Raw genomic sequence first — 17302 nt, 5'->3', positions numbered from 1 at the left:
TCACGATTCGAGGAATTCCATGCAACCTGAAGAACACTATATTCCCGCCGACGGGGGCATCAAGCTGCATGCCTGGGTGTTTCGCCCCAGGCATGAGGGTCCGGCGCCGGCTATCACCATGGCGCACGGGTTCTCTGGCCTGAAGTATCGCGGCCTGCAGGCGTACGCAGAACGCTTTTGCGATGCGGGGTTCGTGGTCATTGTCCATGACCATCGCAACTTCGGACTGAGCGGAGGGGAGATCCGCGGCGACATTGATCCTTGGCAGCAGATATCGGATTGGCGCCGGGTTATTTCCTATCTCGAGAGCTTGCCGGGGGTGGACCGCAACCGGTTGGGGATATGGGGAACGAGCTACGCGGGCGGGCATGCCATCGTGCTCGGTGCCACGGACGCCCGTGTTCGCGCCGTGTCGGTTCAGGTTCCGATTATCAGCGGCTACGAGCAGAGCCTGAGGCGCGTCTCTCCTGATGCACGCGCGGCCCTGCAAGAGTTCTTCAACGAGGATGAGCGCGGACAGCTGCGCGGAGAGCCGCCAAAGAGGCAGTTGGTGGTCAGTCTGGACATGACCCAGCGCGCCGCGTACCGGTCGCAGGACATGATTGATTTTCACGATGCCTATGAGATTCCTGATGGCGTTGAGCACGGTGACACGATAACGGTGCGCTCCACGCGTCTTGCGCAAGTGTATGAGCCGGGACTCTGGATTTCCCGGATCGGCCCCAAGCCCTTGCTGATGGTGGTCGCCAGGAATGATGTCATTACGCCCACCGACCTGGCGCTTTCAGCCTTCGAGCGCGCGGTCGAGCCCAAGCGCCTCAAACTGATCGATCGGGGACACTTCGATGCCTATCGCAGTGAATTCGAGGAGTCGAGCGCCGCGGCTCGCGACTGGTTCGTTGAGCATCTGATCGAGGGCCTGCGCGAATGACCATCGCAACGCCTGCGAATCTCTCCCATCCTGAGCGAATTCTCGTCCTCGTGCATGGGTACCTAGACGGCCCCGAAGTCTGGAAGCCCTTGCTCGATCAACTGGCCTTGCCTGACTGGAAGATAGTGAATTGCCGGCTGCGTGCTGCCTCGGCGCAGCGTGGGACGTCCGCCGTGACGTTGGAGAACTATGCTCAGCAGGTGTTGGGACAAGCCGGCCTGTCCGGCCCGGGCCACGATGATGCGCAAGCGGAGCGACTGATTTTTGTCGGCCACAGCATGGGTGCGCAGGTTGCGGAGCTAGCCGCCATGAAGGTAGGCCGGCGCCTGACCGGACTGGTGCGTGTCACGCCCGCGCCGCTGGGTGGCTACCCGTTGCCTACGGAGGTGTTGGCGCGGTTTGAGTCGCGTGCGGTATTGACCGATCCTTGTGCTATCGGCGCAGGCAAGCATGCGATGGCTAAAGCATTGGACGACAGATCCGCTGACATCCTCGTGCGGGCCACGCTCGCAACAGGCCCGGCGACCGCACTCGAGCAGCTTCATGCCTGGACGGGCGGCCACCCCGCCGGGGAGCAGCGGTCCCTCATTGATGCGCCAGTCCTGACAGTGGCGACAGACGACGCCTTTTTCACGGCAGACATGCTCGAAGACGGAGCAAAGCGGTTTGTCCGTCGCACGTTCGAACATGTCCCAGGTGCGGGTCACTGGCCGCAATTGGAGCAACCTTCCGTCTTGGCCAGAGTGCTGGAACGCTTTGTGAGTTCGCAGCCATAGGCTGGCTGACGAGACCGACCGATAACGATAATGGAGACAGGTGCATGCCCGCTCATCAATCTCATGCCTTGCCTGCGGGCGAGTACCCGCTGCTTATCAAGCAACTTTTGTTGACCCCGCTGGCTCAGGCACCGGACCAGGAAATTGTCTACCGGGACGTGATCCGCTACAGCTACCGAACCCTGCGCGAACGGATAGGCCGGCTGGCGAGCGCGCTGGCCCGGCTCGGAGTCCAGCACGGCGACACGGTCGCCATTTTGGACTGGGACAGCCACCGCTACTTGGAGTGTTTCTTTGGTGTGCCGATGATGGGCTCGACACTCCAGACCGTGAATGTGCGGCTCAGTGCGCAGCAGATCCTGTTTACGCTGGCGCAAGCCGAACCGAAGGTCTTGTTGGTCCATGAAGATTTCCGGCCGGTCATCGAGGACATGCTGGCGCAGCTGCCGTCGGTGCGGCATGTCGTTCGGCTGAGTGACGACGCGGAGCCGTCTGGGACTGACTACGAGTCCTTGCTCGCCAGCGCCGATGCTCACTATCCGTTCGCCGATTTCGATGAGAACACACGTGCCACCTTGTTCTACACCAGCGGCACTACTGGCATGCCAAAAGGCGTCTACTACTCGCATCGGCAACTCGTGCTGCACACGCTGGCGGTAGCCGCGGCCTTCGCCATGCCGCGTGACCAAGGCCGCTTTCATCGCGGCGATGTTTACATGCCGATCACGCCGATGTTTCACGTCCATGCGTGGGGCATGCCCTATGTCGCGACCATGATGGGGGTGAAGCAGGTCTATCCTGGTCGCTACACACCCGATGGACTCCTCGCGCTGCGCACACGCGAGGGCGTCACGTTTTCCCACTGCGTACCGACCATCCTGCGCATGCTGCTTGACCAGGCAGACGCCAGCCACACCGACTTGAGCGGCTGGAAGGTCGTCGTGGGAGGCGCCTCGTTTCCGTCCAGCCTGGCCAGGTCGGCGTTGGGAAAGGGCATGGACGTGTTCGCAGGATATGGCATGTCGGAGACCTGCCCATTCATCGTCAGCGCCCAGGTCGAGACCGACCAAGCGCTCTGCGACGCTGAACCCATCCTCTCCGCCCGCGTTGCGGCCGGCCGGGCCTTGCCCCTGGTGGATGTGCAGATTGTCGATGACCAGATGACCCCCATCGCGCAGGGAAGCGGCCGTCCCGGTGAGGTCGTCCTGCGGGCGCCGTGGCTGACGCCGGGGTACTTTCGCAACGAGTCAGCTTCGGCCGAGCTTTGGCGCGGCGGCTATCTACATACCGGAGATATTGGAACGCTAGACCACAGCGGCTATCTGCGCATCACCGATCGCCTCAAGGACGTGATCAAGACCGGTGGCGAGTGGCTGTCTTCCTATAAGCTCGAAGAGCTGATTTGCCGGCATCCTCATGTCAAAGAAGCCGCCGTGATTGGGCTCCCGGACCCAAGGTGGGGAGAACGGCCGGCCGCCTTGGTCGTTGCCGATCCCACGGTCTCTCCCGCCCTGGATGAGCGGGCGGTTCGAGGTCATCTTCACACTTTCGTTGACGCGGGAGAGATCCCGAAATACGCGGTGCCGGAGAAGATATACTTTGTCGAATCTCTGGCGCGCACCAGTGTCGGCAAGTACAACAAGAAACTGATGCGCGACCAATATCTCACGGTGGTCGAGGCACGTCATGGGGAAACAGGAGCTTGAGGGGGGGGCGCTGTTCGATCAGGCAGGGTCGGGCGACGCCAACGACAGGGACTTTGTCACCGCCCTGGCCCGAGGGCTCAAGGTATTGCAGGCATTTCGATCAGGCGAAGAGCGGCTGAGCAACGCTGACCTCGCGCAGCGCTGTGATTTGCCCCGTTCCACAGTTGTCCGGCTGACGCATACGCTCACGCGCGTCGGATTTCTCCATCAGGTCGAGGAGTACGGTCGATATCGACTCGGCCTGGCGACGCTTACTCTAGGCCGTACGATGCTGGGCCGGCTCGATTTCCGGGATGCGAGCGGAGAGCTCTTGCAGCAGTTGGCCAATGAAGCCAGGGCCATGGTCGCCGTGGGTATCCGGGAGGAGTTTTCCGTGCTGTATGTCGACACCCGGCGCAGCCAGTCGACAGCGGTCACCCTCAACCTGGGAATCGGCTCTCGCCTGCCGCTCGCGACAACAGCCATGGGCCTGGCACATTTGCTGATCATGGAGAAGACAGAGAGGTCGTCGTTACTGGCACGCATGCAGCGTCTTGATCCTGCGAGCGGTTCCCACATCGACCGGGCACTTGAGCTTGCCGCAGCGGAGATGCAGCAATGGGGGTGTGTCACGTCCTTCGGGCAGTGGAAAAAAGAAATCAACGGAATAGCCGTACCGCTAAATCTGGGAGGCAGCCTGCCGCCAGCCGTGATTAATGTGGCGGCGCCGGTCAGCACCATTAATTCCGAGCTGTTTCTTTCGGATATTCGGCCGCTTCTCATCGAAACGAAGCTAAAAATTGAAGCGCAGTATCGAGCCGTCTAGTTTTTTGGAGTCAGCCCACCCCTTCCTTCTTGAGCGCGGTCGTCCCTGTGATGCGGGATGCGCCCTTCCCCGATTGCCGCGAAAATCCCCCATGCAGCACCGCATGGGCCGCCAATCCGATCAGTAAACCCCAGAACGCGCCGCCGATGCCCAACAGCTTCACGTTGGCCGCGGCGGCCAGGAACGTGATCAGGGAGGCCTCGCGCGTTTTCGCGTCCGTCATGGCCAGGGCCAGGCTGCCGCCTATCGTGCCCAGCAGGGCCAAACCCGCCAAGGTGGTGATGAAGGTCGCGGGAAAGGCCATGAACACGGCGGCCAGCGTGACGCCGAATGCGCCCACCAGAATGTAGAAAAGGCCTGCGGCGATGCCGGCGATCCAGCGTTTGGACGGGTCTTCGTGGGCTTCCCGGCCGGTGCAGATGGCGGCGGTGATTGCCGCCACGTTGAAGGCGTGCGATCCGAAGGGCGCCATGAGGAGCGAACCCAGGCCCGTGACGGTGATGATGGGATTGGCGCTGGTCTTGAAGCCGTCATTGCGCAGCACGAGCATGCCGGGCATGTACTGGCCGGTGAGCGTGATGAGAAAGAGCGGCAGCGCGACGCTCAGCAGTGCGTTCAACGAGAAGGCGGGCATCGTGAAGACGGGTTTGGCGAGCTGCAGTTGCAGGCTCGCGAGATCCACGCGTTCCTGAAGCAGCAGGAAGGACAGCCCCAGCAACAGGATGCCGACCACGGCATAGCGCGCCGTGAATCGCTTGAGCATCACATAGGCGATGATCAGCAGGCCGGCCAGCACCGGATCGACGCTCAGACCGCCAAAGGCGCCGATGCCGAACTGAAGCAGAATGCCCGCCAGCAGCCCGGCGGCCACGCCGGGCGGGACCAGCCGGATGACGCGCTCGAAGCAGCCGGAAAGACCCAGCACGACGAAGGCGGCAGCGGAAACCAGATACGCCCCGACCGCCTCGGCGTAGGGTGTGCTCGCCAGGGCCGTGACGAGGAAGGCCGCCGCCGGCGTGGACCAGGCCGTGATGATGGGCTCCCGGCTGGCCCAGCTGAGCACGATGCCGGTGATGCCCACGCCGATGGAGATCGACCAGACCCACGACGCCGTGAGCGCCGGACTCAGGCCCGCCACTTTCGCGGCCTGGAAGATCAGGATGAACGTGCCGCCGTAGTTGACGATGACGGAGATCAGTCCGGCGACAGCGGGGTGGGCGATGTCGCGCAATCGTATTGAACGGGAAGGGATGTTGGGCGGCATGGTTTGACGGGACCTCCGGGAAGGGTTCTGGCACGGTGTTGCAGGCCCTGTTTATAGAACTAGAATGGCCTGATGCGCCCCGCCACTTTGGCAGATGTAGGCAGACCAATTCTTGGAGGCGGGTCGCGGGGGCGCGGCGCGCCGGAGACGACTTTCCATGTTCAAACTTCCATGTTCAAACACGCGCAGCTCGAATCCGTGAAGGCCTGGATGGGCGACCCGGCGCATCGGGCCTTGCCCTTGCGTTCCCGCATTCAGCGCGCGGTCCGTGAGCTGATCCTCAATGGCGCGCTCGACGCCGGCAAGCCGCTGCCCGCGTCTCGGGCTTTGGCAAAGTCGCTCGAGGTCTCGCGCGACACCGTCGAAGCCGCCTATGCGCAACTGCATGCGGAAGGCTTCATCGAACGCCGCGTGGGCAGCGGTAGTTTCGTGTCCGAAAGCGCGACCTCGTCGGCACGGCGGCGTCCCGCCGTTGCGGCAGGCGACCGCCATGCCACGCCGCTGAGCCGGCGTGGAACCCTGATCTTTCAAAGTGGCGGGCTGCGGGAGTTCTCCGTGCCCCGCCCCTTTGCGCCCGGCGTGCCCGAGACGCGCCGGTTTCCCCTGCAGACCTGGGAACGCCTGCAACGGCAAGTGCTGAAGGAGTACGACAGCCAGGCTTTGGCCCACAGCGCGCCGAACGGAATGGAGCGGCTGCGCCGCGCCATCGCGGATTACGTGAATCTGGAGCGCGGCGCGCAGGCGACGGCCGAGCGCGTGCTGGTCCTGACAAGCTCGCAACAGGCGCTGACGCTCTGCGCGAATGTCCTGATGGATGCCGGCGACGCCATCTGCATCGAGGACCCGGTCTACCACGGCGCGCGCAAAGCCTTCGATGGGGCGGGGCTGTGCTGCGTGCCCGTGCCGCTGGACGATCAAGGCATGGTCGTTGAACGCCTCGACACGCTGGGGCGCGGAGCGAAGGCCGTGTTCATGACCCCGTCGCACCAATTCCCGACCGGCGCCACGCTGGCCCTGGACAGACGGCTGGCGGCGATCGAGTGGGCGCAGCGCAAGCAGGCCTGGATTCTCGAGGACGACTATGACAGCGAGTTCCACTATGCCGGCAAGCCCACCGCCTGCGTGCAGGGCCTGGATCGCCATGACCGCACCCTCTACATCGGCACCTTCACCAAATCGCTCTTTCCCGGCCTGCGCATCGCCTACATGGTGTTGCCTGCGCAACTCGTGGAGCCCATGACAGTGGCCCGCACGCTGTTGGACGGCCAGACAGCGACGATCTCGCAGTTGACCCTGGCGCGCTTCATGGAAGGCGGGCACTTCGGCGCCCATGTCCGCGCCATGCGGGAAGTCTATGCCGGCCGTCGAGACGCGCTGGTGCGCCTGGTGCGCAAGCACCTTGGCGAATACGTCGAGCCCAGGGTGCCGGCTGGCGGCATGCAGTTGCCCTGTCTCTTCGTGCGCGATCTGCCGGAGAGCCAGACGGTCGAGATGGCGCGTCGCGCGGGCGTGGATCTGCTGGGCCTGTCGGCGCTACACGCGTCGAACGCGCACAGGGCCGGGTTCCTGATGGGCTTCGCGGCATACTCGCCGCGGGAGATGGAGATCGGTGTCAGGAAGCTCGCCGGCGTGCTGCGCGCCGTGTCCCGTGCTGGCCCTTCCCGCCGCGGGGATTAACGATTCATTAATCCTTGCCCTTTTATAGTCGCGCTCGTCAGCCGGCGTGGGTCCGTTCGGGATCGAGGCGCTGCAATGGTGCGAATCGTCATGAGCCGGTTGCCGATAACAACAAAGGCGAATGATGAATTTTGCATCGATGAAAGTGAGGTCGCGCCTCGCGATCGGTTTTCTCCTGCTTATCGTGGCCCTGGCGACGCTGGGCGCCGTTTCCCTGTACGCGGTCAAGACCATGGACAAGGCCATGTACGACATCGTGTCGGTGAACAACCAGCAGTTGAAGCTGGCGCTGCACATGCGGGATCTGGTCCAGAGCCGTGCCATCGTGGTGCGCAACATTGCGCTGCAGACGGACTCGCAGGCCGTGGCCAGCGAGATGGCCCGCGCGCAGGACCTGGAAAACCGGTATCGGGAGGCCGGCGACCGGCTTGCAAAGATGTTCGCCGCGGACGCGGGCACGCTGCCTGCGGAGACCGATCTGCTGGCCGCCGCGCAGCGGGCGCAGCAGGAAGCCAGCCCGATCTACCTGCGTGCGCTGGAAGCCGGCCGGCAGAACGATGCCGAGGAAGCCGCCAGGATCATCAGGAATGAGCTGCGTCCCAAGCAGGATGCCTGGCTGGAGCAGTTGATGTCGCTGGCCAATCTGGAGACCCGGCTCAGCGATGAATCGGCGCAGGAGGCGACGCTGGCGTCGGCGCGGCTGCAGAACGCGATCATCGTGATCATGACCATTGCGGTGCTGGCCGGTGTGCTGTCCGCATGGCTCATTACGCGCAGCATCCTCCGGCAGCTTGGGGGCGAGCCGGCCGATGCGCAGAAGCTGGCCGGCGCGATCGCGAGCGGCGATCTAACGACGGCGCTCAAGCTCGATGGCCGGGACCGGTCCAGCCTGATGTATTCGCTGGAGACGATGCGCATGCAGCTTTCGGCGACCGTCGGCACGATCGTCAGCGCCGCCGAGTCCATTTCGACGGCCTCCGCGCAGATTGCCGAAGGCAATGCCGACCTGTCCCAACGCACCGAGGAACAGGCCGCGTCGCTGGAGCAGACGGCCGCCAGCATCGAGGAGATGACCTCGACGGTGCGGATGAACCAGGACAATGCGGCGAGCGGCAGCACGCTGGCCGTGGATTGCAGCCAGCTCACAGTTGAGGCGGGCCGCGTGGTGGGGCAGGTGGTCGATGCCATTGGCGCGATCTCGACCGATGCGCAGCGTGTGGGCGAGATCGTGTCGGTGATCGACAGCATCGCGTTCCAGACGAACATTCTGGCGCTGAACGCCGCCGTGGAGGCCGCGCGCGCCGGCGAGCAGGGCCGCGGTTTCGCGGTGGTGGCGACGGAGGTGCGCGCGCTGGCGCAGCGCAGCGCGACGGCGGCCAAGGAGATCAAGGGGCTGATCGAGAACTCGCAGCGCGCCGTGCAGGGCGGAGAGTCTATGGCGGCGCAGGCGGGCGAGCAGATGCAGAAGGTGCTGGACGCGGTGGCGCGGCTGAAGGAGGTGACGGTGGAGATCGCGTCGGCGTCGGCGGAGCAGACCAGCGGCATCGAGCAGGTGAACGTGGCCGTGTCGCAGATGGATACGATGACGCAACAGAATGCAGCGCTTGTCGAGGAATCGGCCGCCGCCGCGAGCGCGATGGCGACACAGGCGAAAGAGCTGCTGCAAGCGGTGGCGCGGTTCAAGACGGAGCGGCGGGCGGCTGCGCCCCTGCCCGAAGCGCGTTACGAACGCCTGGTGCTGGCGGCGCCGGCGCATTCCTGAGCCGGGGCGCAGACTTTATGATGCGGCCAGGAGCGGCGAGGGTGCCGCTCTTGGGTATGCCAAGCACACGGGGGAATAGCTGACATGCAGGTTCTGTTGGTCGAGGACGATGCGATGTTCGCCGACGCGTTGACGCTGGCCCTCGAGGAACTGGATTTCTCGGTGACGCTCGTGCAGGACGTGGAGGCCGCCAAGGTACTGCTGCTGCAGCATGGCTTTTCGATCGTGTTGCTCGACATCGGGCTGCATCGCGGATCGGGCCTGGACGTGCTGCGATTCCTGCGCAGGCGCGGCGACGAGGTGCCGGTGATCCTGGTCACTGCGCGCGATGCGCTGAGCGACCGCATCAAGGGCCTGGACCTTGGCGCCGACGATTACGTCATCAAGCCCTTCGAGCCCGCCGAGCTCTTTGCCCGCATGCGCGCCTTGCTCAGGCGCAGCGGCGTGTCGGGCGACAAGGTGCTCGCCTGGCGCCACGTGAGGCTGGACCTGGGCCGGCGCGAAGCGTTCGTCAGCAATGTCCCCACCCATTTGTCGGAGCAGGAGTTCCGCACGTTGGAGTTGCTGTTGCGCAATCCCGACCGGCTGGTTTCGACGGAGGAACTGCGCGCGCATCTGTACGGCGCGGAACGGCCCGGCGAAAGCAATACCATCGCCGTGTTCATCCATGCCCTCCGGAAGAAGCTGGGCAGGGACGCCATCGAAAACGTGCATGGCCAGGGCTATCGCCTGGCCCGACATCTTGCCTGATGCGGCGGGTCACGAACTCGTTGCGGGCGCAGGTCCTGTTGGGAATCTTCAGCGCGCTGCTGGTGTCGTGGCTGGTGCAGTTCGGGCTGTACTGGAACAGCCTGACGCGGGCCGAGTCAGGCGTGCGCGATCACGAGCTCAGTGCGGTCGTCGACAGCATGGCGTTCTTTCTGGGCATGGTGCCGGTCACGCATGACATTGCCTGGGATATGCCGCTGCCGGACGTTCTGCTGCGCGAGGGCATCGGCAAGACCGAGGTGCAGGTCTGGGACCGCGTCAAGGATCGCCTTGTGCTGGCGTCGTCCGATGCGCCCAGGACGCGGATGGTGCAGGCGAACACGATGGGGTTTTCGTGCGTCAGCATGGACGGGGATACCTGGCGCGTGTATGCCGGGCTGGACCCGTCGGCCCGTTTCGAGATCGTCGCCGGCACGCCCACGCGGGCGTTCTACGCAGGGCTTGCGGACCGCTTCGAGTTTGGATCGATCGTCACGCTGCTGATGTTCGTTGGCATCGGCGGCATCACGATGCTGGTCGTCAGCCGCTCCACGCGCCAGCTTGGCCTGGTGGGCAAGGACATTGCGGCGGCCAGTGTGTCCGACGGCGTGACGGTCGATGAGCGGGCCGTGCCCGCCGAGGTGGAGCCGCTGATCCGCGCGATCAACGAGCGGCAGCGGCGGGTGGCGACGCTGATCGAAAACGAACGGCGATTCATCGGCGACGCGGCGCATGAGCTGCGCACGCCGCTGGCGGTGCTGGCGGTGTATGCGGACACGGCGTATCGGGTCAACGATCCCGTGAAGGCAAAGATGCTGATGAAGAAGATTGCGCAAACCACGCGCCGCAGTTCGCGCATCGTCGAGCAGCTGCTGGACCTGGCTCGCACGGATCGCAACGATATCCGGCTCGAGCCCGTGAACCTGGCGTCCGTGGTGGCGGTTGTCCTGCGGGATATGCAGGCCTCGTTCGTTCCCCGGGGCCAGCAGGTCGCGGTGGACGCCGCGCCGGGCCATATCCTGGGGCAGGTCGATGCGCTGGGCATCCTGGTGCGCAATCTGCTGGATAACGCCGGCCGATACAGCGGCGAGCACAGTTCGATCACGGTCGGGCTGCAGTGGAGCGCCGCACACGTCACGCTGGCGGTGGCGGACGACGGTCCGGGCATTGCGCGATCGCTGCGCGAGCGGATCTTCGACCCGTTCTACCGTGGCCCGGGCGCGCCCAGCCATGGCAGCGGGCTGGGGTTGGCCCTGGTGGCCAGGATCGCCCGTTCGCACCAGGCGCGCGTCAGGGTGGAGGAAGGCGCCGGGGGGCGCGGCGTGTGCTTTTGCGTCACGTTTCCGCTGCCGGGCGCGGACGGCGCTGCTGGCGGGCGTGGGTGACCGGCAGGCGCGCGGGATGAATAGGAATACGAAAAAGCCCGGGATCGGACAGGCGCCGCCGTTCGACTGTCTACGCGCCTATATGCAGGCCGGGGAGCGCCGGGCGGACCTGGTCCGGATACGCCGCCTGGCGCAGCGCAACGGCTGGCTGAAGCAATCCGTGGCGCGCCTTGCGGGGGCGCGGTGCGCGACGCCGGCGGTGCAGGGCATGGCGTGGTGGAAGGTTGTTTTGCGGGGCAGTGTGCGTCGTTAGCGGCATGGCTGAATCGGGACAGGGAATGTCCCGATCGCATCCCACACTGTCTGTTCCCAATTCAAGAGGAGCAACAGTGACCCAATCGATTTCTCGCCGCGAGACCTGTGGCGCCTTGACGCGGCCGGCCATTTCCCTGGAACGCTGGGGCGTCCCCGCGGAGGGGGTGGCGGCGCTGGCCACGCGCCTGGCGCACGCGCTGCCGGGCATCGACTGGCACAAGGATGGCGCGGCGCCGTCGGGCGCGCTGTCACTGCATCTGGTCGATTTCTCGGCGCTGGCGGGCAGCGGACGCGCGGTCTGGAACACGGCCGGGCCGGTGGAAGCCTTGCGCCAGGCGCGTTCGCAAGGCCAGCCGTCATTGGCGCTGTGCCGGGGACGCGTCGGCCAGATGCCGGCGGTCCGCCGGGGCGTGTGGGTCATGGCGGCGGACAAGCCGTGGGACGCCGCCGTGCAAAGCCTGGTGCGCGCGCTGTCGGTGCTGGAGTGGACGCGGGAAGATGGCTACAAGGCGGTACACGCGTGGGGTGAGACGCGCAAGTTCGCGCAGCGCAATCTGCTGGCCGTGACCAGCACCGACGACACCGCATCGAATTTTTCCACGGTGTTGCGCGATGCCCTGTCGGCATCGTTGGCGATTCCCGCGGTGCTGGCGGTCGCGGGCGCGCCGGAAAGCGAACTGCGGCGCACGATCGTCGAGGCAGGCTTGCACGATCTGCAGGCCGTGGCGGCGACGCCCATGACGCTGGATGGCGTGATGCGGGTGGATGCGCTGCTGGGCTTCGACTGGCCGGCGCTGGATTGAAGGGGCGGCCAGGACGGCCGAAAGCCATGGCGCTTGCGGCCGTATATCCGTAAACGCCTGGCCGGCATATTGAAACCATTAATGAGCGAACGGTAATTCCGCGGGCTCGACGTGTCTTTTTGTTTCTGAATAACGTTTGATTGGCGTGACACTAAATAACCCGGAGTTGCGCGCGGATGGTATCTGAATCGCATTATCCCGCCGTGTGGATGGTATCTATCTGCGGGCTATATGTAGTGCCTGCGTCGCTTTCAGCCGCCGTTCTAGATATATGGGATGTATGCCGTAGACCTATTTGAATAATTAACGCGATATATCCCCTTTTATTATTAGGGACGCAAAAAAAATCGTTATACATTGCCTCCTTTTTTCGAGAGCTGACCCTAAATTCACGCCGGCTGCATTATTACTTGCCGATACTTTTTAAACATATCGGTAATGTGTGAAAGGAAGCTCGATTAATCCGGAGGAATGAAGTTTTGGCAAACGGCACAAAGAAGTGGCTGACGGCGACGCTCGCCTTGAGCGCGTCCTATGGGGGTAGCGTCATCGCGGCGGACCTGACGATCGGGTCGGGCAATACGCAGGTGTTTGACGGGTCAGCCAACTTTCCGGGCGGAATCGACGTCAACGGCGGCACGGTGGTGATCGGCGGAAATGGCGGCGGGTCGGGGGTGGTGATCGGCGGCAACGTCAACGCCATGTCCAATGGCACGGTCGCGGGCTTCGGTTCGATCAATGGCGATCTGAATGTGACGGGCAATGCCCGCGTCGCGCCGGGTTATTGGGTGGATACGCCGACCGGCGTGTCCAACGGCAATCTGGTCGTGAACGGCAATCTGTCGATGAATAACGCCGTGTTCGATTTCGAGACCGGTTATGCGGGCCTGCCGATCACGCAGCCGGGCACGGGCGACAACATCACCGTGGGCGGCAACGTCGCGCTGAACAACACGACGTTGAACGTGAAGGTCAGCACGCACGGCGTCAACGCCGGGTTCTACCGCATCCTGTCGTACGGCGGCACCTTGAGCGGCTCGGGCCTGACGCTGGGCACGGTGTCCGGCGATTCGGCGCCGGCGGCGACGATCCAGACGCTGACGGGCGACAAGCACATCAACCTGGTCCTGGGCCCCAGCACGACCAACCTGTGGAACGGCAATGGCGTCGCGTCCGCCGCCAACGCGGGCGGCGGCAACGGCACGTGGAGCGCGGCGAGCGGCAACTGGAGCAGCCCGACCAACGCCACCGGCGCGCTGCCCGACGGCGGCTATGCGATCTTCACGGGCGCGGCGGGAACGGTGACGGTCGATGGCGGCGCCGGTCCTGTGCGCGTGTCGGGCCTGCAGTTCGCCACGGACCGGTATCGCCTGCAAGGCGCGCCCATCACGCTGGTGGGCACTGGCGGCAACCCGCCCGTGATCGTCGTGGGCGATGGCACGTATGCGGCGGGCAGGTTCGTCGACATCATCGACAACCCGCTGCAAGGCTCGGAAGGCTTTGTGAAGACCGGCGTCGGTTCCGTCATCCTGAATGGCGACAGCAGCAACCTGACCGGTCCCATCTTCATTGCCGACGGCGCGCTGGAGATCAACGGCAAGCTGAATGGGCCGATGGACATCGGCCGCGAGGTGGTGCTGGCGGGGGTGGGGCAAGTGGGCAGCACGACGCTGTATCCCACGGCCGTCATTTCGCCGGGTAACGATGGCACGCCGATGGGGACGCTGACGGTCAACGGCAATCTCAACTTCGGCCAGGACACGATCTATCGCGTGCATGCCGATCCCGCCAGCAGCGCCAGCGACCGCATCCATGTGACGGGCGTTGCGTATCTCGATGGCACGGTGGCGCACGTCGGTCCGAACGGCAACTATGCGCCGCGCACGACGTACAACATCCTGACGGCGGACGGCGGCATCCAGGGCCAGTTCACCGGCGTGTCCAGCGCGTATGCGTTCCTGACGCCGACGCTCAGCTATGACGCGAAGAATGCGTTCATCACGCTGTCGCGCAATGACGTGCCGATCGGCAGCGTGGGCGACACGGACAACCAGACCAGCGTCGGCGATGCGCTGGACCAGGAAGCGCCGCCGTCGAGCGGAAATGGGTCGGCATCCACGGGTAACGGGTCGGCCCCGAGCGGCAATGGATCGGCGTCCACGGGCAACGGCACGACGGCCCCGAGCGGCAGCGGTTCGGCCGCCGCCGGCACGGAATCCGCGCCCGCGGGCACGAATCCCGTCGCGCCGGGCGCCGGCTCGTCGCTGGTCGCCAGCGGAAATGGCGCAGGCCAGGCCACGGGCGCCAGCCAGGTGACGCAGGCCGTGCTTGCCATGACGCCCGACCAGGCGCGCGCGGCCCTGAAGCAGCTTTCCGGCGAGGCGTACGCCAGCACCGGCAGCGTGCTGCAAGGCCAGGGCGACGCGGTGCAGACGCTGCCGCTGGCACACCTGCGCGGCAATCTCGATGCGCCCATGGTCGCGGGACGGCCGACGGCGCAATTGGGCATGGCGTCTTCCGATGCCCTGCCGCAAAGCGGCGCATCGCCCATCTGGGCGCAGGCCTTCGGCAACTGGAGCACTTTCGGGGGCGACGGCAACGCGTCGAGCGTGCACCAGTCGGCGGGCGGGCTCTTTGTCGGCGGCGACGGCGCGGTCGGGGGCGGCTGGCGCCTGGGCGGCGCGGTGGGCTACACCGGCAGCCACAACTCGGTCGCGGATGTGTCGTCGCGCATGAGCGTCGACAGCTACACGGCAACGGTCTTCGGCGGCAAGAACATCGAGGCCGGACCGGGACATTTCCGGTTCATGGCGGGCGCGGCCTACACGTGGCACGAGATCGACGCCAAGCGCAACGTGGCGGTCGGCGGCCTGAACCAGCGGCTCGAATCGTCGTATGACGCCTCGTCGACGCAAGTGTTCACGGAGCTTGGCTACAAGCTGCCGCTGGGCGACGCCTACGCGATCGAGCCCTTTGCCGGCGTGGCCTGGAACCAGGTCCGCACGCGCGGCTTCCAGGAATCGGGCGGCACCGCGGCGCTGCGCGGCGAGGGCAGCACGGACGATGTGACGAGCACCACGCTGGGCCTGCGCGGCGCCATGCTGATCGGCTCCGACAACGCGCCGGGCCGCCTGACGGCCACGCTGGGCTGGCGCCATGCGATGGGCGATGTGAAGCCGACGCAGAAGCTGGCCTTCGAGGGCGGCAGCACCTTCACGGTGTCGGGCGTGCCCATCGCGCGCGACGCCGCGGTGCTGGGGCTGGGCGCCGAAGTGGCGCTCACGCGCAACACGACGGCTGGCGTGGCCTACGACGCGCAGTTCGGCGGCGGCAACCGCCAGCAGGCGGGCATGTTCAAGCTGATGACGCGCTTCTAAGCCGGCCTGGAACGTGACCGGAGGAATGCCCGGGCCAGGGCACGAATCCGGACACGTTGCCGATCACGAATCCGCATCGTCGCGACGCGCTGCGGGCTGGGTCCAGGGACCTGGCCTTCAGCGCGTTTTTTTGCCCGCGTCCCCTTTGGCGATTCCTGCCGGCAAGGGCAGCCCTTCGGTCCTTGCCAGTCTTTCCATCGCGACTTCGAGGATCGCGCGCGCCTGGCCTGCGGCGCGGCCCAGTTCGTTGTGCAACTGCGCGTCTTCGTCGTTGCGCGAGGCGCACTGCGCGCTGTAGCGCTCGAAGCTTCCCACCATCAGCAGCAGGTCCGCCAGGTGCCTCGGGCACTCGCATTTGAGCCCGCTGCCGGACGCCATGATGGTGAAGAGCGCGTGTTCGTCGAATCGCAGTTCCGGCGGCGCGCTCGGCGCCTGGACCGGGGGCAGGCGCTCGCCCGCCAGCGCCGAGCGGCACAGCAGCAGCAGTTCGCCGATGTCCGCCGGCACGCGCGCGGCCAGGCAGCCGTGCGCGCGCAAGGCGCGGATCGTCGCGCTGGCGCAGAAGCGGTACAGCACGACCACGGCGGCCCCGCCGCAGGCTTGCGCGGCGGCGACGATCAGCGGCATGGCGCTGTCGTGCAGTTCGGACAGTTCGATCACCAGGACTTCGATGTCGCCATCCGGCGGCGCGAGCGCGACCTGATCCAGCGCCGGCCAGTGTTGTTGCACCACCAGATCCAATCCGTCGCGGCCGCTGCCGGCAATGCGCCGGGCCAGGTTGGCGCCGATGACGCCCAGCCTGAGCGGTCCCTGCGGCTTGGGTTGCCGGGCGGCCGCGCCGGCGAGTTCCTGCAACTGGTCCATGGACATGGGCGCCAGCACGCCGATGGCATGTCCCTGATCGACCAGCTGCTTGAGCAGGCTGAGCCGGCGGACCTGTTCGGCCGAGTACAGCCGTTGTCCGCGCGCCGAGCGCTCGACCTGCGTGAGGTTGTAGCGGCGTTCCCAGACGCGCAGGGTTTCCGGTGACAACCCCGCCAGGCGGGCCGCCACGCCGCTGCGATAGGTGATGTGGCTGTCCTCTGAAGCCGGATGCGCGGGTTCTATGGTGTTCCCCATTGCTTTCCCCTGTGTTGACCCGTTATTGAACCGATAATGTTGAATTGTAGCGGTTCAAATCATGGACGAACAGCTTTTCGCCGCGTAAATTCATTTCCTAAGCGGTTCAGATTCCCGCTTTCGCCGCTTGTAAACCCCCCGCCGCTGCGGTGCGGATCAATTGGACAAAGGAGTCAACCATGAAACGTCTTCTGGCAGGTATTTCGCTCTCCCTGGCGCTGGGCAGCGCCTATGCCGCCGACATCGTCGACACCGCCAAGTCGGCGGGGTCTTTCAATACCCTGGTCACGGCCGTGCAGGCGGCCGGGCTGGTCGATACCTTGAAGGGGCCGGGCCCGTTCACCGTGTTCGCGCCGACCGACGAGGCCTTCGCCAAGGTGCCCAAGGACAAGCTCGACGCGCTGCTCAAGGACAAGGCGGCCCTGACCAAGGTGCTGACGTATCACGTCGTGCCCGGCAAGGTCATGGCCAAGGACGTGAAGGCCGGCCCCGTGAAAACGGTGGAGGGCAGCTCGCTGACGGTGACCGTCAAGGGCGGGACGGTCATGGTGGATAACGCGAAAGTGGTGAAGACGGATGTCGTGGCCGACAACGGCGTCATTCACGTCATCGATACCGTGCTCATGCCGAAGTAGACAGGCACAGACAGGCAGGAAAGATGTCCGGCCTTGATAGGCCACGGCAGGAGCGTGGCC

Annotated in this window: 13 protein-coding genes; 11 read left to right on the top strand and 2 right to left on the bottom strand. The window is 65.3% G+C overall.

From position 1 onward, the window contains the following. Positions 1 to 19 precede the first annotated feature (19 nt). From BXA00_RS07980 to BXA00_RS07965, 4 genes are read left to right on the top strand one after another with little or no spacing between them, the layout of a single operon-like run. On the top strand, positions 20 to 931 hold the full coding sequence (locus BXA00_RS07980; RefSeq protein WP_076517763.1) for an alpha/beta hydrolase: 912 nt from the start codon (positions 20 to 22) through the stop codon (positions 929 to 931). Continuing rightward, positions 928 to 1707 (top strand): alpha/beta fold hydrolase, encoded by a 780-nt coding sequence (locus tag BXA00_RS07975; RefSeq protein WP_076517761.1) that lies wholly within the window; start codon positions 928 to 930, stop codon positions 1705 to 1707. Before BXA00_RS07980 ends, BXA00_RS07975 begins: the two co-directional genes overlap by 4 nt. 44 nt (positions 1708 to 1751) lie before the next feature. Further along, entirely contained in the window at positions 1752 to 3413 is a 1662-nt protein-coding gene (locus tag BXA00_RS07970) for a fatty acid--CoA ligase (RefSeq protein ID WP_076517759.1), read from the top strand. Next, on the top strand, positions 3394 to 4218 hold the full coding sequence (locus tag BXA00_RS07965) for an IclR family transcriptional regulator (protein WP_083714214.1): 825 nt from the start codon (positions 3394 to 3396) through the stop codon (positions 4216 to 4218). The genes BXA00_RS07970 and BXA00_RS07965 overlap by 20 nt, the downstream gene beginning before the upstream one ends. Before the next feature lie 10 nt (positions 4219 to 4228). On the opposite strand, the gene BXA00_RS07960 is transcribed toward BXA00_RS07965, so the two are convergent. After that, a complete protein-coding gene (locus BXA00_RS07960; protein WP_076517757.1) occupies positions 4229 to 5482 on the bottom strand; it encodes a benzoate/H(+) symporter BenE family transporter in 1254 nt (417 codons plus the stop codon). Positions 5483 to 5653: 171 nt separating this feature from the next. On the opposite strand from BXA00_RS07960, the gene BXA00_RS07955 reads away from it, so the two are divergent. From BXA00_RS07955 to BXA00_RS07925, 6 genes are all read left to right on the top strand, one after another. Continuing rightward, a complete protein-coding gene (locus BXA00_RS07955) occupies positions 5654 to 7159 on the top strand; it encodes a PLP-dependent aminotransferase family protein (RefSeq protein WP_076517755.1) in 1506 nt (501 codons plus the stop codon). A gap of 121 nt (positions 7160 to 7280) precedes the next feature. After that, positions 7281 to 8921: a methyl-accepting chemotaxis protein gene (locus BXA00_RS07950; RefSeq protein WP_231952228.1), complete on the top strand. Its 1641-nt coding sequence runs from the start codon at positions 7281 to 7283 to the stop codon at positions 8919 to 8921. Positions 8922 to 9005: 84 nt separating this feature from the next. After that, positions 9006 to 9671, top strand: a complete 666-nt coding sequence (locus tag BXA00_RS07945; RefSeq protein WP_076517753.1) for a response regulator transcription factor — start codon at positions 9006 to 9008, stop codon at positions 9669 to 9671. Positions 9672 to 9709: 38 nt separating this feature from the next. Further along, positions 9710 to 11053 (top strand): sensor histidine kinase KdpD, encoded by a 1344-nt coding sequence (locus BXA00_RS07940; RefSeq protein WP_172805861.1) that lies wholly within the window; start codon positions 9710 to 9712, stop codon positions 11051 to 11053. A gap of 329 nt (positions 11054 to 11382) precedes the next feature. After that, positions 11383 to 12111, top strand: coding sequence for a hypothetical protein (locus BXA00_RS07930; protein WP_156902770.1), 729 nt, complete (start codon positions 11383 to 11385; stop codon positions 12109 to 12111). A 479-nt stretch (positions 12112 to 12590) separates the two neighbouring features. Beyond that, positions 12591 to 15488 (top strand): autotransporter domain-containing protein, encoded by a 2898-nt coding sequence (locus BXA00_RS07925; RefSeq protein WP_076517744.1) that lies wholly within the window; start codon positions 12591 to 12593, stop codon positions 15486 to 15488. 117 nt (positions 15489 to 15605) lie between these two features. Here the strand turns inward: BXA00_RS07925 and BXA00_RS07920 are convergent, their stop codons facing one another. Beyond that, positions 15606 to 16607, bottom strand: a complete 1002-nt coding sequence (locus BXA00_RS07920; RefSeq protein ID WP_076517740.1) for a MerR family transcriptional regulator — start codon at positions 16605 to 16607, stop codon at positions 15606 to 15608. A 179-nt stretch (positions 16608 to 16786) separates the two neighbouring features. Here BXA00_RS07920 and BXA00_RS07915 point away from each other — a divergent pair, with 179 nt between their 5' ends. Continuing rightward, positions 16787 to 17242 carry a fasciclin domain-containing protein gene (locus BXA00_RS07915; RefSeq protein WP_076517738.1) on the top strand — a complete coding sequence of 152 codons (456 nt, stop codon included), beginning with the start codon at positions 16787 to 16789 and terminating at the stop codon, positions 17240 to 17242. The last annotated feature ends 60 nt before the right edge of the window (positions 17243 to 17302 follow it).

Source organism: Achromobacter sp. MFA1 R4 (assembly GCF_900156745.1).
Taxonomy (GTDB): domain Bacteria; phylum Pseudomonadota; class Gammaproteobacteria; order Burkholderiales; family Burkholderiaceae_B; genus Achromobacter.
Note: the sequence above shows the minus strand (reverse complement) of the source record. Positions and strands in the feature narration are given on the sequence as shown.